The following is a 23,512-nucleotide window of genomic DNA, read 5'->3' as shown; positions in this document are numbered from 1 at the left end:
GCCACCCGGGCACTGGTCTGTTCATTGGGTCACGCTCAATAAAATACGATTGTTTTATTGACGGAATAGCTGGATGCCCACTTTTCTACCTGTTTGTAGTCCTCACGGACCGCTCCTGAAATTTTAAGTGCGCTTTTTTCCCAGCTGACCGGATCACGGACATCGATAATAACCAGATCGGGATCATGAAGCATTTGATTGAGGGTATCCGGCTGGATTTTTGGTACCTCCGGCCGGCTGCCGGCGGCAATGACGACGGTCGAAAGGCAGAGCAAATACGCCGTCACCCATACGGAGATGATGAATCCGGGTTTGATCATATGGATCTCCTTAAGTTTTTTCTTTCAACTCAGCACTCAGTTCCTTGACTCCTTACCCTCTGTCCTCTGTTTTCTGCGAACGCATTGGAAATTTTCATTAATAACACGGTCCCTCGAATGTATATATTTTTGCTCTGTCCGTGGATTGCCCCTTAAAAACGGCCATAATCGTGTCCTTGCCCGGCGCTGTCATCTGGATATCAAGATCCGTCACTGTATCCCTGTAGTAATATTCAACCTGTTTTTCTCCCCTGCAGGTCCCATCCTCCCAGTAGCGGTATCGATCGTTTCGTCTGTAGTAGGGCCTGCGGCAGCGATTGGTATAGCAGGGCTCGTAACCCCATAAGATTTCGCTTTGAGAAGTGGCGGAGATGGTCGTGATCGTGAGATTCCAGGGCTGATTATTTTCAGAGGACGGAACCGTGATTTTTCCTGATCCTTCAGGAAAGGATAAATGCTCGGGGATATGAAAATTCACATTCTGTTTAAATCCAAAATCATCAATCAGACGGAGTTCAATGGTTGAATGCCGTTTTTTCAATGCAATCGTTGCCTGGTATGTTTTGGGTTGAAGCTTTACCTGCTCGAATTGCCGGTTGATCAGTGTCAACGGCTGCAAGACTGCCAAATTGCCGGAAATGGTTTGACAGGAAATGATGCCGACGGTCATGACCCATATAATTAAAAAGATACGTTTCATGGCATGTGATGGGTGTTTGCTGAGAATTTATGGCAAAATCGGTTATGGATCAGAATTGATCCGACATGTCCTATGGTACGGGCGGGAAAATTTCTTTAATTATGAACCAGGTTTGTCAGCTTGTCAATAATACCGGAGTGAATGAATTTGCCCGTATCTGTATTCCATAGCGAATGGGGTTCCATGAGACCGAATGGTGAATCCTTCCGCAACGGGTATCAGCCCCGGACACGATTCAGCAGATAAAACAAGACGGTGAGGAATTATGCCTCTTCGTCCATGAAGGGTATTTTGATGTGGATTTTAGTGCCTTTCATGGGTTGGGATTGAATCTCAAACGATCCGTTCAGTAACCGGATTCGTTCCTTCATGCTTTGAATTCCAATGTGTTTTGTAGCCAATGACGATAATGTCTGGCGGTTGATATCAAATCCTTTTCCGTTATCCTCGATGCGTAACATGATATGTGGATAAGATCTGACCAACTTGATCATGACATGCGAGGCCTGAGCGTGACTGGCGATATTGTTTAAAGCTTCCTGAATCACACGGAATAGATTGATCTGAGTGTCAAAATTCAGATCGATGTCATCCAGGCCGGCGGTCAGAAATTCGACGGGGATGCCGGTTTTATCGGTAAACCCCTCGCAATTATTGGATAATGTCTGGATCAGCCCCAGTTGTTCCAGCCCGGCCGGATGCAGGTCATAAGACATGTCCCTGACGACGGAGATGGTATCTTTGAGAATCCCCGACCAATGGAAAATATGATGCCGTATGGAATCCGGTACGTGAGTATCTTGATCGAAAATGGTTTCACACCCGATTTTTATTGACGATAAATCCTGTGCAACACGGTCATGCAGATAGCGGGAAATTCGTTGACGCTCGTTTTCCTGTGCGGTAATCAGCCGCTGGGTCAATTCATGAATCTGCTGTTCAGCCTGTTTGTGACGGGTGATATCCTGATATTGAATCATTATTCCATTAAACAGTTTGGAGCCTTCCCCACCTAAGCGGGTGACATTCATATAAAGAAAAATAGTTCCCGATTTTTCTGTCTTAAAAATTTTTTTTTTTTTATTTTTTCGAAGTCATACGTAATTTCGTACTGAACGGTTTTAGAACTTTTCAGCCGTTCTATGACATTGTCGGACACATTCGGATCCTTCGAAAGATTCATTTTATTAATGGAGGACATGTCTGATATACCGAAGATTTCCAAAGCGGACTTGTTGGCATCGATCAGATTGAAATTTGAATCAGTAAGGCTAATGCCGATAGGAGATTGTTCAAAAATAGCTCGAAATTTTTCCTCGCTGTATTTCAGGGCTTTCTGGGCCTGCCGGATGGGCGTGATATCCAGGCCGATAAACCATGACATCCATCCCGGGATTGGAAATTTGGAGGAGATGTTGGACAAAGCGATAGTTTTAAAACTCCCATCCCTGCACCTGGCCTTCCATTCCCTGTTCCGGAAATCGGTGTTGCATTTGGAAATCATGGCCGTTCTGAGTTTCCGGAGGGTCGGATCCGGATAAATCAGATCCAGTGCTTTCGGGTTTCCGATGATTTCGCATGCATGGTAGCCGCTGACGTTTTCACATTCGTGATTCCATAAAACGATATTGCCGTCTTCATCAAAGGCATCCAGCATGATCGGCATATTTTCGATGATCCGGTGAAACCGGTTGATTTTTTCCTCCATCATCAGGCGGGCCTGTTTCTGCCCGATCATTCCCGACAGCCTGGAGGAGATTTCCTTCAACAGCGCCTGATCTTCCCGCAAAGCCAAAACAGCCCTGTCTCCTGAAAGGTCTTCAAAATAGCCGAGAACCAGATGCCCCCGCGGCTGCGGGTCGACAATCAGATCGAAGCGGTTATGTCGGACAGTGTCTTTGAAATGCGGGGTTGCAGCGTCATGATCGTTGAGGATGATCCGGGCGCATGTCATTTCCGGGTACCGGCATCCTGCCGGGATCAGGTCGACCGCTGTCCGGATCAGGTCCTGCTCGGTGTCGCAGGTTTCATTCAGGCGGCAGATCCGGTTCAGGCACCTTAGCTGTTTGATCTGATGGGTGAGGCCCTCGATCTGCTTTTCAAGAGTAGTGACCTGTTGCTGAAGTTCGGCAGATGATTTGTTTTCGGACATAAAGCCTCCGGGTAGTATTCAGTTGTTGAATATGCCCGGAAGATCTCCAGATAGAGGGGCATAGCGGGGAAAATGGATTAATTATTTTGCATCACTATATAAAAAGTAGAACACATAAGTCAAATATAGAATTGCTTATGCAACGTTGGACTTTACGATGCAGATCAGCGCCAGCAGGTACGAGATGAGCGCGCAGGCCAGAATGGCGGGAATTCCGATGCTTAAAGCAATCTGGGCGGACAGAATGGAGGCCAGAACCGAAGCGCATCCGTTTGCCGCCCACGCATAGGTTCGCTGAAGGGGGCTTTCCAGGATGTACTGCATGCCGATGGGAAATGGCAGGCCCATCAGAAATCCGATGGGAAACATCACCAGAACTGCAATAATATATTGAACCCCTGCAGACAGTTCAAGGCATTTGGCGATCAGGGGCTCCAGGATTGCTGCCGTAACGATTAAAAGAGCAATGAGCCCGCCTGTTGCGGCTCTGAGTCGGGTTTTACCTGTATACCGCGAAACGTATCCGCCAAGACCTGAAAATATGAGAATGCCTGATATGACAACCGAAAAGCTGATGACCGGATCTTCAAAAAGAAACGTGTAGGCTTTGATGAAAAACATTTCAATGAACATGAATCCTGCGCCAAGGCAAAGAAAATACAGCAGCTGATAAGCAGGGGGAGGCGTGCCGGTTTTTCTTGTGGCGAAAAGAGGGACAATCAGGAGAACTGCTGAAATGACAAGCGCTTCGGCAAAGACTGCGGCCACAATAATTTCGCCGGACATCATCAGAGAATATAACCGGCTGCCGGTACTCCGGTACAGTTCCTTAAGCCGGGTCCATTTCAGAAATCTTTGCGGAAACGGCCGTAAATCCGACTGGGGGGAGGTATCGAGAACGTATCGTTTAAAAAAATCTTTTTCGCTGCCGTTCAGGTACGCCTGAGCCACGCGGGTGATTTCATTATAATGAAAGGGCTCTTTGTAAATATTGAACGTATTGGCCATGGACGGTGTCATGCCCGGCAGATACACCATGTCAAAATTCATCTTCCGGGCAAACCGAACTATCTTACCGGTATGGACCAACGGCTGTTTCGAGACGATGAGGGTAAATGAATCCCAGCTTCTGAGCATCGCCAGATGGTTATGCGGGTCTTTCATATGGGTTTGTTTCAGACTTTCCAGGGCGGTGCTCCACAGCCGGATGGAATCTGCCGGCGGCAGGAGCAGTTTCCTCGAGATGATGAGAACGCCCGCGTTCGTAAGGTGGTTCAGGTATCCGGCAAATGCGTCCATGGTCAACAGATGTTCCTGCGTCAACGCGGCCGTACCGGGAATGGATGTGCCCCAGTTTTCCAGCTGGATCACATCGTAACGGACATCAGATCGGGCTAAAAACGCCCGGGACGGTTCGTTTGTCACGGGAAGCTGATAATAGCCCCGGATCATCCGGGCGATGCGCCAATCGCTTTCAACGACGGTAATATGCGTTGCACCGGAAATAAGGGCGCAGGGGATGGCAGCCCCGCCGCCATTTTGTACAATCAGAACACGGTCAGGTGCGCCGGCCTGAAGATACCCGGCATAGGAAAGGGTGAATGCCGGAAAATTGCTGGCCTTAATCTGTTCCGGATTGTAGAAGACAAACTGATTATCCGCATCTGTGAAGGCTGCCCACTGATCAGGCAGGCTCCCTGTAAATTTCAGGCTCAATCCCGGTGCAAAACGAATGAACGGGCTTTGAACACAATCAATCCTGCCTTTCAGGCTGGTTGATGTCCCGGTGATCCGGGTATCCGGGAATCTTAACAGCTGGCTCAATGACTTATATGGCGAAGATTTGACGCTCGTGATGGTATCGGGGCCGGAGAAAAATATGAATCCGCTGAAAACGATCAGTGCCACCCATGCAGTCATCATCGCTGCAGAATAGCTTCGTATCCTTCCTTTACCATCGGTAACCGTAGGCACATCGGGTCCGGTGAATGCCAACGGGACCAGAATGACCGGCAGCAGCGATGCCAGGATAATGAGCCGTTCTTCACCGATCAATGGCACAACAGGGAAGGGGATGATGGCGCCTGCTGCTGATCCGGCCATGGTGGTCAGATAGATCAGTCCTGTTTTTTCGGGCAGGGATGCATAGGCAATGGAAATGACCAGCCCGGCAAAGAAAAAGGGAATGGTGAGAATCAGATATGCCGCCAGCAGGTAGAAGGTTTGAACCGGCTCATGAGGCAGCCGGAAATAATCCAGGGGTATGTTGACAAGGCTGATGAAAGCCGCAATGCCGGTTGCCGAATAAAGCAGTATGATAACCCTTAAAGCGATAATTGAAGACAGCTGGGTTTCCCATTTTTTTCGTCTCGTATCCAGGAGACTCAGGAATGTTCCGCTGGCGCCGAATCCGAACAGGGCAATGCTGATAACCATAAAGGATAGATGATTCCACTGCGCGATGGAAAAAATTCGCGTCAGCAGGACTTCAAACGTCAGAGAGGAAAGGGATATGATAAAAGCCGCATATATCAGCATGGGGGCTGCAATTGCAATCTGTTAAGGGTTGTTTGTTATCGGAGGCCTGAGGCCTGAGGCCTGAGGCCTGAAGTCAGAAGTCAGAGATCGGATGTCGGTGCTAAGTTGTCAGCGCCTTCTTTTTTCTTTTTAATTTCTGCCTACTGCCCACTTTATTACCCCCTCATCAGCCATCATTTCCCACCCTCATCCCTTTTTTTTCCTCAGTCCTTTTTTTCAAGGGCCTGTCCGGTCATGGGCACAAACAGGACGCCGGTGATCTGCCTGACGGAATAATCATCATCATGTCGGGTGACCAGCGTCAGATTCTGGTAGCTGAAGGGATTACCCAGGGGCAGAATAAGTCTGCCGTTATTCTTAAGCTGTTTGAGAAGTGGGGGCGGAATGTGATCGATTGCCGCGGTGATCATGATGCAGTCAAACGGAGCAGCGTCTTCCCATCCGAAATAGCCGTCTCCATGGCGGATTTTCACATGGGTTGATTTCATCTGCCGCAGGGTCAAGGTGGCGTTCCGGTAAAGTGCTTCTCTGATTTCGATGGAGTAGACGTCCCTTACGATATTTTCGAGGACAGCCGCCTGATATCCTGAGCCGGTTCCGATTTCAAGAACACGCTCATTTCCGCAAAGCCCCAGACTTTCGGTCATCAGCGCGACAATGTATGGCTGTGAAATGGTCTGGCCGCCTCCGATGGGAAGCGGCGAATCCGAATACGCCTTGTGCGCGAGTTCGTCCGGGACGAACAGATGCCTGGGTACTTCGCTCATGGCCCTTAGAACGTTTATATCCGTAATACCACGGGCGCGGATCTGGCGGCTGACCATATTTTTTCTGGCGTGCCGGAATTCAGGAGAATCCGTAAATTCGAGGGGAAAGCCATATGAACCGAAAAACAAAAGCGTTAAAACAGAAATGATTAACTGTTTCATGACGCAGCTCCCGGCAAGAATGCTTTGTAATGATTAAAGGGGCTCGATCATATCTCTTCGGCCACGTTGTTGCGGCCTCCGTCCCGCCCATTCCCGGCTTTTCCAGCGTGATCCGGGACTTGCAATGTTATGAAATGAAATATGACAGAAAAACGTAATTCCCTGGTCAGGGATAAAGGTCGCAAAGTTTTTAACCACTTTGTTGCGTCGAGGCGTTGTGTGAAAGCGATACCGATTTGTTGTCCAAAAAATACGTAGAATCAATTTTTCTGAAATTGGATACGGCCGGTGGCATCTTATTTACACAGGGTAAGTGCTGCCGGAATCTCGGAATTTCGGGCCCCTTCTTCCGTCCAGGTGAGACGGGTGTTTGAAAGAATAGAAGAGCGCGTGTCAGTCTGTGTTACGCGCGGCCCTTCGTGCTTGCGAAACAGACGGCGTGAAAGTCATCGCAAACAGAGGGCCAGAGTGCCTTTTCGACCGTTTCTGAGATGTCCGACGCGCAACAAAGACAAAAAGGACACCTGCGAAGTCAAGGTGCGATGGATGGGCACTATTTAACCGTAAGAACCGGGCATGGCGCCATGAGAATGACATATTGGGCGGTAGAGCCTAACAGGATCTTTTCCACCTTGGACCGTTTTCGAACCCCGATAATGATTTCGTCTGTTTTATTCTCTCTGGCAAACTGAACAATATCTTCTCCGGGTGACATGCCTCGAATCAGCAGGTGCGTTTTACAGGGGATATTTTCATTTTTAAAAAATTCTTTGACATATTCCAGCTCGTTTTCGGCGGTTATAATTTCTTCAACCTGATATTTGGTGCCTTTTATTCGTGATGTTACCACATCCACAGTAGCGTTGAATGCTCTGGCATGTTGCTGGGCTAAAGACAGGGCGTCTTTTGCCACATTGGAGCCATCGTAGCAAACCATGATTTTCATTTTGATCTCCTTTTATGCAGCAATTTCATTCGGGGCATTTTGACAAAACGGTTTATTGATAATATCAATGTCAGGCTGAATGCTGATAAGCAACTTTACAAACAGTACAGTTGATAACCTTTAATGATTTAACATTGTTTTTTATTATAAAAAAACTTCTTGTCTGTCAAATAAAACCATTCTTCATTCCGGGCTAAATGTGCAGCAAAAAAGGCAGTGTCTGGTTTACACTGCCTTTTTCGTTTTCAGGAAATCATCGGATACATCGATCTTGCAATTATATTTATGTCTATCGGTACATCGGTTAAATCGTAAAAACAGTGTGTAAAATTCAGGATAGTAGCTTTCCGAGTGAAATCCCGTTTCAGGTTAGGTCCTCAAGCAGATAAGGATCACCTGTCGGACTGATAAAGGAGATGTGGCGAGTTCCAGCATGCTCCGGAATCAAACGGCCTGATTAATTGACCGCGTCCTTTAAAGCTTTGCCAGGTATAAATTTTGGAACGAAACGGGAATCGATTTTAATTTCTTCTCCGGTTTGAGGATTTCTTCCGGTTCTGGCTTCCCGTTTGACGGTTTTGAACGTGCCGAATCCGACCAGCGTTACAGGCTCTTTGCTCTTCAATGCATCGGTAATGGCTGAAAGAACACAGTCTACAGCAGCCTGAGCTTCTTTCTTTGTGGATACGATTTTTGCGACTTCGTTGATTAAATCCCCTTTGTTCATATTCCTCCCTTTCTTGTTTACGATTTTTCGATCAACAATTAAATTCATTCTAATTAGTCTTGAGAAAATAATTTCGTTCTGGATTTCTTCATTTGTTGTCTTGGATAGAGCTTTTCGAGTGCAATGCTGCCGCGGCAGTAAACGAAAGCTTGCAATGAAATCCCTCATATCCCGTATGAGGGATATGAAATTGCGGAGCCACACTCAATTGTCGAATACCTGTTTCGATTAAAAACGGTATATATTCCCTTTCATGGGCTATTTCGCTGCAAATGCAAATCGTTTTGTTCTTATCTAATGCAGCTTTAACGATTTTGTCAAGACCTCTTAACACAGAAGGACGGCATGAACGTTAATAATTTGTCACTTTTTAATTCGTTTGATCGACATGCTATCATGTACTGAATGAAATCATTGGTACCCATTGAAACAAAATCCGCTTCTCAGGGCGGTTCATCGATGATGCCCGAAACGGCTGGTATTTCGAGCATCATGCCGTTTTCAGGTTGGCTGAAATGGCGTCATTCATACCGATGAAGTCGTTTGATGTAATCCAGCGCCCCCCTGCTTTGCTTGCCTGAATTCATCCGGAGCCTATATCGGAGGGAACATTGTTTTTAATTGATCTGAACGGGACGCTGCCCGGAGAATTGCCCGGATTTACAGTTCAAAAATATTTTTGTGTCTCTTGCGTGGAGGAAACTCGATAAGCGCTGACATCACAGTGGCAGTGTTATAGGACCAACATGGAAGAAAAGTCAGACCTGGACTGAATCCCCCCCCGTCGGGCCGGGCCATTTCAATATGGAGGGTGGGGCGAGGCGATTCTTCGATGCATTGTCCGAAAGGCTGGGGGAGGAAGGGGTAGAAGGTTGTTTGAAGATATCCTGAACAAATACCGTTCAAACCGAATAAGGCTCTATTTTTTTACCGGCAGGCTGGATCACATTTTTTTAAACGAATGAGGATGCGATCCATCCTGCCGGTCAGTTGCCTATTTTCAAATCAATACAGATTCGGCCTTATTTAGTAGCCTTTAATCTGTTTCGGGAAATAATCCTCGCAGACGCCTTCACGATAAACGTCCAGGGTGGTGCAGTGCAGCGCGCCGTCGAACGGAATTACGTGCTGGTACGGAAGTGGAATAACTTCCATTCCGAGTTTATCCAGCTGTTCGCAGTATGCGGTTTCGTGCGCCTCGACACAGACCGTTTTCGGATCGAATAAGACTCGTCGGTCAGCCGCGGTTTGGGAGCTGTAAAATGAACACATTCCGGATCTTCCTTGAAGTATTTCTCAAAGATCGGTCTCAGATTCAGAAATTCCCAATGCCGGGTACGGCGGGAGGTTGTGGCCTCGATGATGTAGTTATCATGAATCATGTGGTTACGTCGCGGACGTTGTTGACACCGTGATTGTTGAAAGTATTTTTTTTCTACATTTTTCTACATATGACTATAAATAAACAAACTCGTGTTTTTTAATGACAGGGGGAGAGGGCGGAGGCGGGGGAGGGGAGGAGAAACTCTTCTACAAATCGTAAAAAAGTTTCTCCCCTGGGCATTGCCTGCCGCGTCAGGCTAAATAAAGGCTGAGAGTTTTTCAGAATTTTTGTTGCACATTCGGTACCAGCTTCATCTGTTCCAGCCCTTCCAATCTGCTTGAGCCGGTAGGTGACCCCCCTGTTTCCGATTATGTTGACAACGTTTATCATTTCTCAACCTCCAGTCCCATGGAACCATCGGGATAATATCTCTTCCCGTCGCATTGCTGCTTTCATCCGGAGAGACATTTTCATAAATCGTTGCTTCGACGGATTCAAGTCAACTGTGAGGGTATTGAATTGCCGTTAAAATTTAAAATTTTTAAAAGCATGTTTTGCTTTTCTATAATGCAAGGCAAGACAGACGCCAGAAATTTAAGTAAAGACTTATTTTTTATATACTCATTATTTTCAGAAGGTTATATTGGACGTGATTTTCATAGACTTTTAAAATTGAAACACCACGTACTGTAGCGCAAACATTTTTCGGACCTGGTTCTAACTTCGGCCAAATTTATTTTTACAGTGTTGCATCCCGTTCTCGTCATTCCCGCTAAATCGGGAATCTAAAGACCGACCGAACTGAATCCCCGCCTGCGCGGGGATGACGCAATGGCCGATGATAGTTTTTATCTGCAGGCGATTTGATTTTGTTGCCTGTCCAAGCCGATTTGATTTGGAAATGCTTTATATTTTGTCCGGCCAACCAGGGCGGCCAGGTCCTTGACAAAAAATCGCATCATTTCCGCCTGTGCGTTCATTTCTTCGGAGGCTGCGGCCGATTCCTGGGAATTGGCCGCATTCTGATGGGTGACAATGCCTATTTCGTTGACAGCCACGTTAATCTGTTCGACCCCCTGGGCCTGCTCCTGCGATGCGGTCGCAATTTCAGCGATCAGATCCGAGATTTTTTTGGCCGCTTTCGAAACCCTATTGAAGTTGGTACAGGTTTTTGAAAGTATACTTGAGCCATCCCGGATTTCGTTAACTGATCCTTCAATGAGAGCAGCCGTATTTTTGGCCGCATCTGACGCCCGAATCGATAGATTTCTTACTTCATCGGCCACTACCGCAAACCCTGCACCGGCCTCTCCTGCTCGGGCAGCCTCTACTGACGCATTAAGAGACAAAAGATTTGTCTGAAAGGCGATCTCATCGATCGCCCTGATGATTTTCTGGGTTTCTTCACTTCTCCTGGAAATCTCCGTCATAGAGTCTGAAAGTTGTTCCATGGCACTGTTAGTCTCATCGACGATCTGTGACATTTCAAGCATAAGGCTTTTGGTATTAAACGAATTTTCCGCATTCTGTTGAGTCATCGAAGCAATTTCCTCTAATGAAGATGAGGTTTCTTCGATAGACTCTGCCTGTCTCGAGGATCCATCGGCCAACTGCTGGCTGGCGGAGGAAACCTGGCCGGAGGCGGCAGACACTTGATCGGCGTTTTCGATAAGCCCTTCAATTGTTTGTCTTATTGATTTGACATATCGGCTCAAGAAAAAACAAACTAGTGCAATGGTCGCCAGCAAAATTCCAACCTGTATAGATATTAAGACCACATTTATTTTTCGATGCCTGATGATGGACAAATCCGCATAGTTTTTCATGGCATCAAGATAACTAACTATTCCTTTTGAATAAATGCTCTTTTGCTGTTCATATTCTTTTCCAAATAAGACGGATTCGGCTTCTTTCTGATTGCCGTTATTAAGCAGATCAAAAGCCCTGGTTTCCATTTCGATCATCTTTGCGTTGGCGCTGTTTGTTTCTTCGGCTTCTTTGATTTTATATTTTTCCGGAAGCATTCCCAACGCTTCATTTATGGCGTTGTCCAATTGAGGAGCAACCGCATCATATCGATCTTTCCATTTGATTTCGTTTGTAATAACCGCCATTCGAGCCGAACTGGTTAATATTTCATCATAGTTTTTGATATCACCACTTAATTCCAGCATTTTGAAGTATTCTTGCTTGACTTGACTAAAGGTTCTATCCATACTGATAAGATTCAACATCATCGCCGATATCAAGGCTGAAACTGAAATAATAAGTGTGGAAATAAGTGCAATGGACAACTTCGCTTTGGACGTTTTTACCCTTTGATCCGACATGAAACGCGCTCCTTTACCATACGATTAATAAAAAAATTTTTCCGAGTTCAAAAAAGACAAAAATTTCAATCGAAAAAAATATGAAAGTATTTTGAGGTCTGAAATTCGTATCAGATACAGATTTTTTATATATGGTGTGCAGCGAGAATTTTGCGGGGTGGGAGGAAGCGACATGGTAATGCGTAAATTTAATCGTTGATAGTCATCATTCAATGAAATGCATACGAATCCTTAGTCCATTCATTTTCAATCAGATAGACAATAAGCTCAAAAGTGACGCTGTCGACCAAACTACTTGTCCAACCGAGGCCGGTAAGCTTAGCATTTACCGCTTCCGTGCATGTATCTATATCATCACAAAGAATGTTTTGAACATCCAGTATCAATCGCCGAACCTCAATCTGAGTCAAATTCCGACTATATAGTCTCTTGAAAACCAATCCGGCGATATTACAGTTTTTTTTTCTATCAAAATTGTTCATAATCAACAACACAAAAAATATCCAATATGTAATAGCAAAGCCGGCATAAAATAATTGGTGCTGACTATCCAAATCTATTTTTTTCATTTCAAGTTCTTGAGGATCGGCTTTGTTTATAATAAATAAAGCCGATCCTCAAGAATATCAAAAGCCGACTGCAGACAATATCCCGATTTGAATCATCTTTCCACGTTTGTCTGCCGCCTGCATATAAAAAAAAATTCATGCCCGATGGTCACCGCAGCCAAGGCGGCTCTACAGGCATGATTATTTTGCGGTGCCATGTCCACCGCATCTATTCATGGCAAATACGCTTAAAAAATTTTTAACAAATCGTCAAACTGTCCGATATAATCAAAATTATGCTTATTAAAATATGATGGCTATGTAAAAAGTCACAAGACCATCAGAAAACCTCTCTCTTATTTTTTTTAGTCACTGGTATCCATTTTACAGATCTGCATTTACAAATTCAGTATCATTCCAATTTCATCACATTTGAAGTATTTTGGACACTTGCGACACTCCTGCCATACAACCGGGGGCAAATCCTTTCGGGGAACGACTTCAAAGCCCTGAGCCTTAAAAAATTTTTCGGCAAGGGTGAATGCAAACAGCCGCTTTATTCCCAGAGCCAGCGCCTCTTTTTTCATACAATCCACGATACATGCGCCGAGCCCCTGTCCCTGATAGTTTTCGGCAACTGCCAGCGACCTTATTTCAGCCAAGTCGCCCCACATCACATGTAACGCGCCACAACCGATGATCTCTTCCTTAGAATGATCTTCAACGGCATTTTTCGGCCCGAGCCGGGTCAACACTACCACATCCCGGATGTTTTCATATAAATCCTGAGGCCCTCTGGGCAGCATTAAATTTTGCATTACAAAGTTGTTGACCAGTCGAATTATATCCTGAACATCTGAAACACGTCCTTTTCGAATAACCAGAGACTCAGATAGGATGCCGTTCAACACGAATGAGTCTCCTCCAAAAACAGAGCAATTTACCCTTGTTGTTTTTTTGCATTGAATCATCTGACAGCATCATTCATAGTTGTTCATCAAAATGATAAAGAATAAAACGATACAGGTCGTGCATGGTCGTCGTATTCTTTTCAACTTATATTTTCTATATCCCGGAAAATATAAGTTGAAAAAAATACGAAAGAACCATATGAGCGTAATTTTTTACCGGCAGGATGGATCACCCCGTCTCTTGCGAAAAAGGGGAGTGAATCCATCCTGCCGGTCAGTTATCTTTCTTCAAACAAAACCGAAACAGCTATCAGCCGTCAGGCCTGTTGCTTAGAAACCTTTGATCTGGTTCGGGAAGAAATCTTCGTACTCCCCTCTCTTGCCCTTCTCGCCGGTGTCACGCTCGATATCGAGAGTGGTGCAGTGCAGGGCACCGCCGAACGGAATCACCTTCTCGTACGAAATCGGAAGCACTTCCACGCCCAGCTTGTCCAGCTGATCCATGAAAGCGGTTTCGCCGGCTTCCACACACATCACGTTTTTGTCAATGCTGAATGTGTTGACGGAGATCCAGGATTTACCCTCGTACAACCCGGTCAGGTAAATGCTGTTCTTGTGGACGCGGGTCGGCCGTGCGGCCACCACGACTTCCCAGTCGTTCTTTTTGAAGAGCTCGATGAACTTGGAATCAGCCGGGGGCCAATCCGCGTTGATGATGCACAGTCCGGGCCGCGGGGTACACATGTTCACGTCGATGTGCCACGGGTGGAAGTTGGTCGGCTTGTCACTGTTGACCGGCGATTCAAACTTCACCATGTGGAAACGGAATCCGTGCTCGCGGCAGAACCGCTTCAGCCAATTAGCGCCAGCATGGTTGCCGACTGCTGAGGGCTGGTAGAACATGTCTTTACCCATGCTCCAGATGTCAGCGGCGTCCCAGAGAGATTCATGGGGGAATTCCCCGTTTTTCTGCTGGAACTGAGCCGCCAGCAACAGCTCCCGCTGTTCTTCATCAGTTCGGCTCTCCCGGTCGATATAGTAGTTCATATCGTAGTCTTCATCTACCAGCATCGGGAAGGGAGCTGACGTGTGAAACATACTGGCGTCTTCATTGGCGAGCAGGTTGATGTACGGCCGCAGGTTGAACCGCTCGTAAACGCGGGTCCGTCGAACCGTCGGTGCGTCGACAATGATGTGGCCGTGAACCAAGGTTACGTCACGCACATTGTTGACCCCGTGCATGTTATACTGGGCCCAGCCGAGGGGGCTGCTGAACGGTTTGTTCATCATCATCGGCAGAATCGGAATTCTGTCAACGAGAATGTCACGGTCTTCGAGCGTTTTCACGAAAACGTCCATCTGCGCGTTGGCTGCTGCCACCATCTCTTCGGGAAAAGGCATATAATGGGGAAGCTTGCAACCAGGAACATTGTACTGCCAGGCCGGTTCAGGAGCCGGCATGTTGGTTCCTTCCGGTCGGCCGATGATGACCCGCTTCAGCTTCGACCATTCATCCGGGGACCATACTTTGAGAGGCTCTCCCTCCCGCCGGGACACGACCATCTTCTTGATTGCCGGCTGCCCTTGGAGTACTACATCATATTCTTTTTTCGTAACCTTTTTTGACATTACAAATCTCCTTCTTTACCTCTTGTTGTTGTACCCTTTTGTGCATTGTAATTCTTTATGAAAATATAACTCAACACGAATGAGTCTCCTTCAAAAACAGAGCAATTTACCCTTGTTGCTTTTTTGCATTGAATCATTTGACAGCATCATTCATAGTTGTTCATCAAAATGATAAAGAATAAAACGATACAGGTCGTGTATGGTCGTCGTATTTTTTTCAACTTATATTTTCTATATCCCGGAAAATATAAGTTGAAAAAAATACGGAAGAACCATATGAGCGTAATTTTTTACCGGCAGGATGGATCACCCCGTCTCTTGCGAAAAAGGGGAGTGAATCCATCCTGCCGGTCAGTTATCTTTCTTCAAACAAAACCGAAACAGCTATCAGCCGTCAGGCCTGTTGCTTAGAAACCTTTGATCTGGTTCGGGAAGAAATCTTCGTACTCCCCTCTCTTGCCCTTCTCGCCGGTGTCACGCTCGATATCGAGAGTGGTGCAGTGCAGGGCACCGCCGAACGGAATCACCTTCTCGTACGAAATCGGAAGCACTTCCACGCCCAGCTTGTCCAGCTGATCCATGAAAGCGGTTTCGCCGGCTTCCACACACATCACGTTTTTGTCAATGCTGAATGTGTTGACGGAGATCCAGGATTTACCCTCGTACAACCCGGTCAGGTAAATGCTGTTCTTGTGGACGCGGGTCGGCCGTGCGGCCACCACGACTTCCCAGTCGTTCTTTTTGAAGAGCTCGATGAACTTGGAATCAGCCGGGGGCCAATCCGCGTTGATGATGCACAGTCCGGGCCGCGGGGTACACATGTTCACGTCGATGTGCCACGGGTGGAAGTTGGTCGGCTTGTCACTGTTGACCGGCGATTCAAACTTCACCATGTGGAAACGGAATCCGTGCTCGCGGCAGAACCGCTTCAGCCAATTAGCGCCAGCATGGTTGCCGACTGCTGAGGGCTGGTAGAACATGTCTTTACCCATGCTCCAGATGTCAGCGGCGTCCCAGAGAGATTCATGGGGGAATTCCCCGTTTTTCTGCTGGAACTGAGCCGCCAGCAACAGCTCCCGCTGTTCTTCATCAGTTCGGCTCTCCCGGTCGATATAGTAGTTCATATCGTAGTCTTCATCTACCAGCATCGGGAAGGGAGCTGACGTGTGAAACATACTGGCGTCTTCATTGGCGAGCAGGTTGATGTACGGCCGCAGGTTGAACCGCTCGTAAACGCGGGTCCGTCGAACCGTCGGTGCGTCGACAATGATGTGGCCGTGAACCAAGGTTACGTCACGCACATTGTTGACCCCGTGCATGTTATACTGGGCCCAGCCGAGGGGGCTGCTGAACGGTTTGTTCATCATCATCGGCAGAATCGGAATTCTGTCAACGAGAATGTCACGGTCTTCGAGCGTTTTCACGAAAACGTCCATCTGCGCGTTGGCTGCTGCCACCATCTCTTCGGGAAAAGGCATATAATGGGGAAGCTTGCAACCAGGAACATTGTACTGCCAGGCCGGTTCAGGAGCCGGCATGTTGGTTCCTTCCGGTCGGCCGATGATGACCCGCTTCAGCTTCGACCACTCATCCGGGGACCATACTTTGAGAGGCTCTCCCTCTCGCCGGGACACGACCATCTTCTTGATCGCCGGCTGTCCTTGGAGTACTACATCATATTCTTTTTTCGTAACCTTTTTTGACATTACAAATCTCCTTCTTTATCTCTTGTTGTTGTTGCACCCTATTGTGCATTGTAATGCTTTATGAAAATATAAAAAATCAAACCAATTTTTGTTTCTTGACGAATTCTTCCAGCACACCGGCCATATCCGGTCGGCCGATTTCCTGCAGGTTATAGTAAACCCGGGTATTCGGTTTTTTGATCTTGATAATCCGGTTCAAATCAATCGGGGTGCCGATTATCACTGCATCGCACTCGGTGTTGTTGATGGTGGTTTCCAGATCCTTGAGCTGCTCTGCCCCATAGCCCATGGCCGGAAGCAGGGCACCGATGTTGGGATAAATCTTGAAGGTCTCGGCCAATCTGCCGACCGTGTACGGACGCGGGTCTACCAGCTCGGCTGCGCCAAATTTCAGAGCGGCCACCGTACCGGCGCCGATCTTCATCTCGCCGTGGGTCAGGGTAGGACCGTCTTCGACGACCAATACCCTTTTGCCCTTGACCACTGAAGGATCATCGATATCCAGTGTAGAGGCTGCATCGATCACTACGGCTTTCGGTGCTATGGCTGCAATATTCTTTCTCACAGTTTGAATATCGGCGGCATCGGCACTGTCGATCTTGTTGATCACTACGACATCGGACATTCTTAATGTTGCCGTACCCGGGTAATAGGTCAGCTCATGACCCGGACGGTGAGGATCGACTACGGTTACATGCAGATCTGACTGGTAGAACGGGAAGTCATTGTTGCCGCCGTCCCACAGGATTACATCACACCCATCCGGATCTTTTTCAGCTGCGCGGATAATGGCCTCATAGTCCACACCGGAATAAATTACGTTACCGCGAACGACATGGGGTTCATACTCTTCCATTTCTTCCACGGTGCAGTTGTTCTTTTTCAGATCGGATACCTTCGCAAATCGCATCACCTTTTGTTTAACGAGATCGCCATAAGGCATGGGATGACGAATCGCAACCACCTTCAGCCCTTTTTCCATCAGGATTTCGATAACCCGTCGGGATGTCTGACTCTTTCCGCAACCGGTCCGGACTGCACATACGGAAATCACCGGTTTGGTACTCTTGATCTGTGTATCTTTGGGCCCGATCAGATAAAAACTGGCGCCAGCGCCGTTGACCCGTGATGACATGTTCATGACATACTGGTTTTTTACATCACTGTAGGCAAACACACAGTCATCCACGGCGAGCTCTTTGATGAGTTTTTCCAGTTCTTGTTCTGCAAAGATTGGAATTCCGGCCGGATACAGTTTGCCGGCAAGTTCCGCCGGATACTTCCGTCCGTCGATGTCCGGAATCTGAGCTGCAGTAAACGCAACGACGTTATACAGCTCGTTATCCCGATAAAAAGTATTGAAATTGTGAAAATCTCTACCGGCTGCGCCGATAATCAGTACGTTTCGTTTTGCCATTACTCTTTTCTCCTTTTTAGATAGCTGTGACAATTTTTCTACAATTTTTAATTACTTAATGATGAGATAACCTCCCGCCAGGGGAAAAAACATCCCGGCTTTTCTGGAGGATCCGGGATGTTTCTCCTCGGGGAATTGCCTGGCGTACCAGACAATAAGGTTGAGCCCTGACGTATGTGGAAATTGTCTATCCTGAATACTACCGTCTATTTGCTGACTTCGGTGCCGGCCTTACCTGCAACGGCCAGTTCGATGTCGCTTAACTTACAAATGACGCCTTTTTTCCCGGTTCCCTTGACAAAGTTTGTCACCGCTTCGACTTTCGGTCCCATGGAACCTGGCGGGAAATGACCCTCCGCCGTATAACGGTTCATGTCGGCCAGTGAAACCTTTTTTAAAATTTGCTGTTGGGGTTTGCCCCAGTAAATAGCGGCCCCTTCGATGTCAGAGGCGATGATGAATTTATCTGCATTAATCTGCTCGGCCAGTTTGGAACTAGCCAGATCCTTGTCGATCACCGCATCCACGCCGCTGAACTTTCTGCCTTCGCGAATAACCGGTATTCCGCCACCGCCGCAGCAGATTACGATAAAATCCATATCCAGAAGCTTTTTAATCTCCCGATGCTCCACGATGGTCACCGGCTTGGGAGAGGCCACCACGCGGCGAGGGCCCTTATCAGTCTGGACCATCCTATAAGGCAGCTTGGCGGCCTCTTCCTCGGTGTAAAACGGCCCGATGGGTTTGGTGGGATTCTGGAACAGAGGATCGTTTTTATCCACGACCGTATAGGTGAGAAGGGTGCAGAAAAACCGATCCGAGATGCCTTCTTCCATCAGCGCCGAATCCAGAGTCGATTCGATCATATAACCAATCTGGCCCTGGCTCTGGGCGCCGATCACTTCCAGCGGCATCTTCGGCACTTCGCTACAGCTTTCCTGCTGTAAAAGGAGGTTGCCCACCTGAGGACCGTTTCCGTGGGTGATGACAATGCTGTATTCTTTTGACAGCCGAGCGATCACCTGCATCGGCAGTTTCAGGTTTTCGAACTGCTGCTCAGCGGATCCGGACTGTCCTTTTTGAATCAGGGCATTGCCGCCAAGCGCTATGAGTAATATGGGTTTGGTAGACATGTATTTTTTAACTCCTGTAATATGAACCGCCCCGGAAGGGGGTTGTGGACCACTTCGTTTAAGAATTGGTCCTTCGGGCCTTAAGGATCGCCCTGTCAAGACTTAAGACCCAATGTTTGTTTTCACCAGCCATCAGGCGCTGTTGTTTTTCAGCTGCCCAGCGTGGCTACCATGACGGCCTTGATCGTGTGGATGCGGTTTTCGGCTTCGTCAAACACGATAGCCGCTTCGGACTCAAACACCTCTTCGGTCACTTCCATGCCATCCATCCCGAATTTCTGATAAATTTCTTCGCCGATGATGGTCTGACGGTTATGAAAAGCCGGCAGGCAGTGCATGTATTTGACGTCTTTATTTCCGGTCAGTTCCATGGCCCGCTGGTTGACCTGGTAAGGCTTGAGCAGTTCGATCCGCTGCTTCCAAACATCGTCCGGCTCTCCCATGGATACCCAGACATCCGAGTAGAGAAAGTCACACCCCTTGACGCCTTCCTCAACATCGTCGGTCACCGTGATTTTCGCGCCGGTCTTTTTGGCGATATCGGTTGCTGTTGCAACCAGATTCGCATTGGTCTGAACCCCTTTGGGTGCCACGGATCGAAAGTCCATACCCATCTTGGCAGCTCCGATTAAAAGAGAATTTCCCATGTTGTTTCGCGCATCGCCCATGTAGGCGAATTTGACCTGGCTCAGGGGTTTATCGGAATATTCCATCATGGTCAGAAAATCGGCCAGCACCTGTGTGGGGTGATATTCATTGGTCAGACCGTTCCAGACCGGTACGCCGGCATATCGTGCCAGTTCTTCTACGATGCTCTGGCCGAATCCACGGTATTCGATGCCGTCATACATTTGACCCAACACCCGGGCCGTGTCTTTCATGGATTCTTTTTTTCCAATCTGAGAGCCGGTGGGTCCCAGATAGGTAACCTTCGCGCCCTGATCATAGGCGGCCACTTCAAAAGCGCAACGGGTACGGGTGGAAGCCTTTTCAAAAATCAGTGCGATATTTTTACCGCTCAGTCGGGGCTGCTCAATCCCGGCATACTTTGCTTTTTTCAGATCCAAAGATAAATTCAGCAGAAATTTAATTTCTTTAGGAGTAAAATCCAGAAGTTTTAAAAAATGTCGGTTTCTTAGGTTAAATGCCATCCTTCCCTCCTCAGATGGTGCAGTACTTCAGTTAGTTTAGAAAAAAGGTTAATGTTGCAAGCTGTTTTTTTGTTCATCTATACTGTCTTTACAAGCAAAACAAATGCCAGAACAAAAAAACTGATGAAAAAATTTTATTATAACATTATTTAAGATAGTTATATATTGAGTAGCGCCGGGGTTCAGTCGAATGACGAAAGGTATGTATGTAGCATTGCTACAGTTATGTGTTGCAACAATTTTGTGCTGAGCAACTAAATTTTTTTCGAATGGCTTTGCGCCACGGATCCGATACCACTGTTTTTCCACGGCATGAGATATTTTGTTCTAAAAACCCCCCGAAGTTTTTTCTGAAGGGCGTCGCTCGGTGATATAAACATGAGGCAGGCTGCCATCATTCTATTTTCCGGACGCATAAAGATTGCAATAGCCGCGGTCATATTTTTTTGAGAATCAATCCATAAATACGACTTTTAAAGGGTGACTTATAATGATGAATGATAATTTAATTATTCGTTAACCTTAAAGGCTGTTTTTATATGGAAACTAACGAACGTTGTACATCGATTCATGCAGCGGAGGGGAAGCCTGAGGAGGGGGGGGGGCAATCTCTGTTCGGTCTGCTAATATTGTAGGCCTGGCACCTTCGATACATGGTCCAGCGACTGATCCCCAGCAGCCGCGCCGCCTTTGAAATATTCCAATCTGTCTGTTGCAGGGCCTTCATGACCTGCTCAAGGTCATTATCACCGCGTTTTTCGCAAGATTTGTTTTCGGCGCCGACATAATTTCTGATTTCAGATGGAATATGCTCGATTTCAATCGTCTGATTCTGGCAAAATACAAAGGCTCTTTCGATGACGTGTTCCAATTCGCGGATATTTCCCGGCCAGGAATAGTTCATAAAGGCCTTCAACACCTCATTCGATACGCCTGAAATGTTTTTTTTGTAACTTTTGTTAAAAATGTTGAAAAAATGTTTTATCAGCAGTGGTATATCATCATACCGTTCGCACAATGGCGGAAGTTCGATTTCAAACACGTTGAGTCGAAAGTAAAGATCCTCACGAAACAGCCCCTTTTTTACGAGTTCCTTCATGTTACGGTTGGTCGATGTGACGACTCGTACGTTCACCTTCCTCGGTTTTGATTCCCCGACCCGCTCAAACTCCCTTTCCTGCAACACCCTTAACAGTTTTACCTGTAGCTGTTGGGAGATATCGCCGATTTCATCCAGCAGAATCGTACCACCTTCAGCTGCCTCAAAACGACCGATTTTATCTCTGTCGGCACCGGTAAAAGCCCCTTTGACATGTCCGAACAGCTCGCTTTCCAGAAGATTTTCAGAAAGGGCCGAACAATTGACGGTTACATACGGTCCGTTTGCTCTGGCACCGGCATAGTGCAGGGCTTTGGCGATCAGCTCCTTTCCCGTACCGCTTCCGCCCGAAATCATAACTGTCGTGCCATGATCGGCCAGCATCTCTAAGAGGTTATAAATTTTCTGCATTTTTTCACTTTTTCCGATGATGTTGTGAAAATGGTCTCGTCCCTTCAATTCCTTCTCGAGATAAACAATCCGGGTAATATCACGGATAACCATGACAGCCCCAGAGAACAGGCCGGATTTGTTCAACAACGGGGAGCAGGTGACCTTGGTAACCAGTTGCTTCTTGCCGCGGTGCCCGCATTCGATCTGGCAATCCCGTATGGTTTTCCGGGTTTTTAAGGTTTTTCGCAAAACTTCAACACACGACTGATTGCATTCATTTGCGCAATCGGTAAATGGTCGATCGCTAATGGTCTTGATCCCGCAGATAAGTTCAACGGCCTTGTTTGCCTCAATCACGTTCATTTCGGCATCCACCGTGACAATGCCGTCCTGAACACTGCTGAAAATAGACTCCAGACGGCTGCGATGTTTCTCCAGATCCTCTTCATACATCTTGTTTTCAATTGCCTTGGTTATGATTTGAGCTGCAGTGGACAGGATATGCAAATCCTCATCTATCCATTGCCGGTTATATCGACATTCATCAAATCCCATAAAGCCGTAAAAATCTTTTTTAATAAACAGCGGGACGTTTAAAGTGGATTTGATTTTTCCGGCTATCATTCTATCCCTGAATTGAGCTCCGGGGCAATTCAGGGCATTTTTCAAATTAATAATCCGGCCTTCCTTCATCTGCTGCATGCCCCATGGAATGGTGATTGTCAGCTCATCAAGGGCTTTTAGTGTCAACACTCCCTTCGCAGCCCATTCGCAAATACAAGAAAACGTATCAGACATGGTTTGGTGTGTAAAAATAAAGATGCGACTTACATCTAAAATGCTTCCCATGCGTTTCAGAGATGAATCCAAAAAAACCTGCAGATTATCGAACAACACTGCCTGCTCCGATATGGCGGCTATCATCATTTCAAAGGCAATTCGTTTTTCAAGTTTTTTTTCAGTCTGCATTTTTTTATCCTTTCTCTAAGTACCAGCTTGAAGTCATTAAATGTCCATTCAGAAAACAGGATAGTTTTTTAAGGTTCAAAGAACGCAGAAGATTTTAACCGAGGGAAAACACGGATTATTTTGAGGATTAAAACCATAGCCTGATGCATAAATCGAGAAAAATAGACACGATATTGTTCTGGCAGGCTTTTTCTCTGCTTTAGGCTGTTTACCATTTTCACGCCCTTTATCCAAAAGAATACTGGTAAATATTGTACCAGTATATGGGATATTATGTCAATGCGTTGACATAAAAATTGTTGGACGAAGCCGCTATTGCGGCGGAAAAAAAATCAAAAATAGTGTGTAACTCCTATAATCGATACCTTTCGATTTACACCACCTCAGGTGACAGCTATGACGAGGCGTTTTTGGCAGGATTATTTGAAATTACGGGGTTGGTCATAAGTGCGGCCATATAGTCCCAGCGTAGTTTTGCTTAATATCAAAATGGATGAGAAAAATAGGTAGACAAAAATAGCCCGATCTGAGAATAGAGATTTTGCCAAAAAACTATTCAATGAGAGGAACTACACTCAACCAGACCGGGC

Annotated in this window: 18 protein-coding genes; all 18 read right to left on the bottom strand. The window is 46.8% G+C overall.

Annotated features, from left to right (window positions below; genetic code table 11):
- Positions 1-35: 35 nt before the first annotated feature.
- On the bottom strand, positions 36-320 hold the full coding sequence (locus tag PHQ97_12955; protein MDD4393644.1) for a hypothetical protein: 285 nt from the start codon (positions 318-320) through the stop codon (positions 36-38).
- A 97-nt stretch (positions 321-417) separates the two neighbouring features.
- Positions 418-1,020: a hypothetical protein gene (locus tag PHQ97_12950; protein ID MDD4393643.1), complete on the bottom strand. Its 603-nt coding sequence runs from the start codon at positions 1,018-1,020 to the stop codon at positions 418-420.
- A gap of 263 nt (positions 1,021-1,283) precedes the next feature.
- Positions 1,284-2,051, bottom strand: coding sequence for a sensor histidine kinase (locus PHQ97_12945; protein MDD4393642.1), 768 nt, complete (start codon positions 2,049-2,051; stop codon positions 1,284-1,286).
- Positions 2,048-3,172, bottom strand: coding sequence for a PAS domain S-box protein (locus tag PHQ97_12940; GenBank protein MDD4393641.1), 1,125 nt, complete (start codon positions 3,170-3,172; stop codon positions 2,048-2,050). Before PHQ97_12940 ends, PHQ97_12945 begins: the two co-directional genes overlap by 4 nt.
- A gap of 135 nt (positions 3,173-3,307) precedes the next feature.
- Positions 3,308-5,710, bottom strand: a complete 2,403-nt coding sequence (locus tag PHQ97_12935; GenBank protein MDD4393640.1) for a hypothetical protein — start codon at positions 5,708-5,710, stop codon at positions 3,308-3,310.
- 203 nt (positions 5,711-5,913) lie between these two features.
- Positions 5,914-6,639 (bottom strand): protein-L-isoaspartate(D-aspartate) O-methyltransferase, encoded by a 726-nt coding sequence (locus tag PHQ97_12930; GenBank protein ID MDD4393639.1) that lies wholly within the window; start codon positions 6,637-6,639, stop codon positions 5,914-5,916.
- Positions 6,640-7,192: 553 nt separating this feature from the next.
- Entirely contained in the window at positions 7,193-7,585 is a 393-nt protein-coding gene (locus PHQ97_12925) for a universal stress protein (protein MDD4393638.1), read from the bottom strand.
- A gap of 457 nt (positions 7,586-8,042) precedes the next feature.
- A complete protein-coding gene (locus PHQ97_12920) occupies positions 8,043-8,312 on the bottom strand; it encodes an HU family DNA-binding protein (GenBank protein ID MDD4393637.1) in 270 nt (89 codons plus the stop codon).
- Between the two features lie 1,026 nt (positions 8,313-9,338).
- On the bottom strand, positions 9,339-9,584 hold the full coding sequence (locus tag PHQ97_12915; protein ID MDD4393636.1) for a hypothetical protein: 246 nt from the start codon (positions 9,582-9,584) through the stop codon (positions 9,339-9,341).
- Between the two features lie 900 nt (positions 9,585-10,484).
- Positions 10,485-11,966, bottom strand: coding sequence for a methyl-accepting chemotaxis protein (locus PHQ97_12910; protein ID MDD4393635.1), 1,482 nt, complete (start codon positions 11,964-11,966; stop codon positions 10,485-10,487).
- Positions 11,967-12,175: 209 nt separating this feature from the next.
- Positions 12,176-12,535: a hypothetical protein gene (locus PHQ97_12905; GenBank protein ID MDD4393634.1), complete on the bottom strand. Its 360-nt coding sequence runs from the start codon at positions 12,533-12,535 to the stop codon at positions 12,176-12,178.
- A gap of 377 nt (positions 12,536-12,912) precedes the next feature.
- On the bottom strand, positions 12,913-13,425 hold the full coding sequence (locus PHQ97_12900; GenBank protein MDD4393633.1) for an N-acetyltransferase: 513 nt from the start codon (positions 13,423-13,425) through the stop codon (positions 12,913-12,915).
- Between the two features lie 330 nt (positions 13,426-13,755).
- The gene (locus PHQ97_12895; GenBank protein MDD4393632.1) at positions 13,756-15,054 is read right to left on the bottom strand and encodes a hypothetical protein; all 1,299 of its coding nucleotides are present in this window, start codon (positions 15,052-15,054) and stop codon (positions 13,756-13,758) included.
- A gap of 407 nt (positions 15,055-15,461) precedes the next feature.
- The gene (locus PHQ97_12890; protein MDD4393631.1) at positions 15,462-16,760 is read right to left on the bottom strand and encodes a hypothetical protein; all 1,299 of its coding nucleotides are present in this window, start codon (positions 16,758-16,760) and stop codon (positions 15,462-15,464) included.
- Positions 16,761-16,836: 76 nt separating this feature from the next.
- The gene (locus PHQ97_12885; GenBank protein ID MDD4393630.1) at positions 16,837-18,177 is read right to left on the bottom strand and encodes a cyclic 2,3-diphosphoglycerate synthase; all 1,341 of its coding nucleotides are present in this window, start codon (positions 18,175-18,177) and stop codon (positions 16,837-16,839) included.
- A 206-nt stretch (positions 18,178-18,383) separates the two neighbouring features.
- Complete coding sequence (gene arcC / locus PHQ97_12880) at positions 18,384-19,310, bottom strand: carbamate kinase (protein MDD4393629.1); 927 nt, start codon at positions 19,308-19,310, stop codon at positions 18,384-18,386.
- 149 nt (positions 19,311-19,459) lie between these two features.
- Positions 19,460-20,461 carry an ornithine carbamoyltransferase gene (argF, locus tag PHQ97_12875; protein MDD4393628.1) on the bottom strand — a complete coding sequence of 334 codons (1,002 nt, stop codon included), beginning with the start codon at positions 20,459-20,461 and terminating at the stop codon, positions 19,460-19,462.
- Positions 20,462-21,029: 568 nt separating this feature from the next.
- Positions 21,030-22,922 (bottom strand): sigma 54-interacting transcriptional regulator, encoded by a 1,893-nt coding sequence (locus PHQ97_12870; GenBank protein MDD4393627.1) that lies wholly within the window; start codon positions 22,920-22,922, stop codon positions 21,030-21,032.
- Positions 22,923-23,512 lie beyond the last annotated feature (590 nt).

It is taken from the genome of Desulfobacterales bacterium (genome assembly GCA_028704555.1).
GTDB lineage: Bacteria > Desulfobacterota > Desulfobacteria > Desulfobacterales > JAQWFD01 > JAQWFD01.
This window is presented reverse-complemented; position numbering and strand designations above follow the sequence as displayed.

Coding starts and splice junctions, on each gene's coding strand:
- PHQ97_12955 (MDD4393644.1), bottom strand. CDS start 320: ATGATCAAACCCGGATTCATCATCTCCGTATGGGTGACGGCGTATTTG.
- PHQ97_12950 (MDD4393643.1), bottom strand. CDS start 1,020: ATGAAACGTATCTTTTTAATTATATGGGTCATGACCGTCGGCATCATT.
- PHQ97_12945 (MDD4393642.1), bottom strand. CDS start 2,051: ATGAATGTCACCCGCTTAGGTGGGGAAGGCTCCAAACTGTTTAATGGA.
- PHQ97_12940 (MDD4393641.1), bottom strand. CDS start 3,172: ATGTCCGAAAACAAATCATCTGCCGAACTTCAGCAACAGGTCACTACT.
- PHQ97_12935 (MDD4393640.1), bottom strand. CDS start 5,710: ATGCTGATATATGCGGCTTTTATCATATCCCTTTCCTCTCTGACGTTT.
- PHQ97_12930 (MDD4393639.1), bottom strand. CDS start 6,639: ATGAAACAGTTAATCATTTCTGTTTTAACGCTTTTGTTTTTCGGTTCA.
- PHQ97_12925 (MDD4393638.1), bottom strand. CDS start 7,585: ATGAAAATCATGGTTTGCTACGATGGCTCCAATGTGGCAAAAGACGCC.
- PHQ97_12920 (MDD4393637.1), bottom strand. CDS start 8,312: ATGAACAAAGGGGATTTAATCAACGAAGTCGCAAAAATCGTATCCACA.
- PHQ97_12915 (MDD4393636.1), bottom strand. CDS start 9,584: ATGTGTTCATTTTACAGCTCCCAAACCGCGGCTGACCGACGAGTCTTA.
- PHQ97_12910 (MDD4393635.1), bottom strand. CDS start 11,966: ATGTCGGATCAAAGGGTAAAAACGTCCAAAGCGAAGTTGTCCATTGCA.
- PHQ97_12905 (MDD4393634.1), bottom strand. CDS start 12,535: ATGAAAAAAATAGATTTGGATAGTCAGCACCAATTATTTTATGCCGGC.
- PHQ97_12895 (MDD4393632.1), bottom strand. CDS start 15,054: ATGTCAAAAAAGGTTACGAAAAAAGAATATGATGTAGTACTCCAAGGG.
- PHQ97_12890 (MDD4393631.1), bottom strand. CDS start 16,760: ATGTCAAAAAAGGTTACGAAAAAAGAATATGATGTAGTACTCCAAGGA.
- PHQ97_12885 (MDD4393630.1), bottom strand. CDS start 18,177: ATGGCAAAACGAAACGTACTGATTATCGGCGCAGCCGGTAGAGATTTT.
- arcC (MDD4393629.1), bottom strand. CDS start 19,310: ATGTCTACCAAACCCATATTACTCATAGCGCTTGGCGGCAATGCCCTG.
- argF (MDD4393628.1), bottom strand. CDS start 20,461: ATGGCATTTAACCTAAGAAACCGACATTTTTTAAAACTTCTGGATTTT.
- PHQ97_12870 (MDD4393627.1), bottom strand. CDS start 22,922: ATGCAGACTGAAAAAAAACTTGAAAAACGAATTGCCTTTGAAATGATG.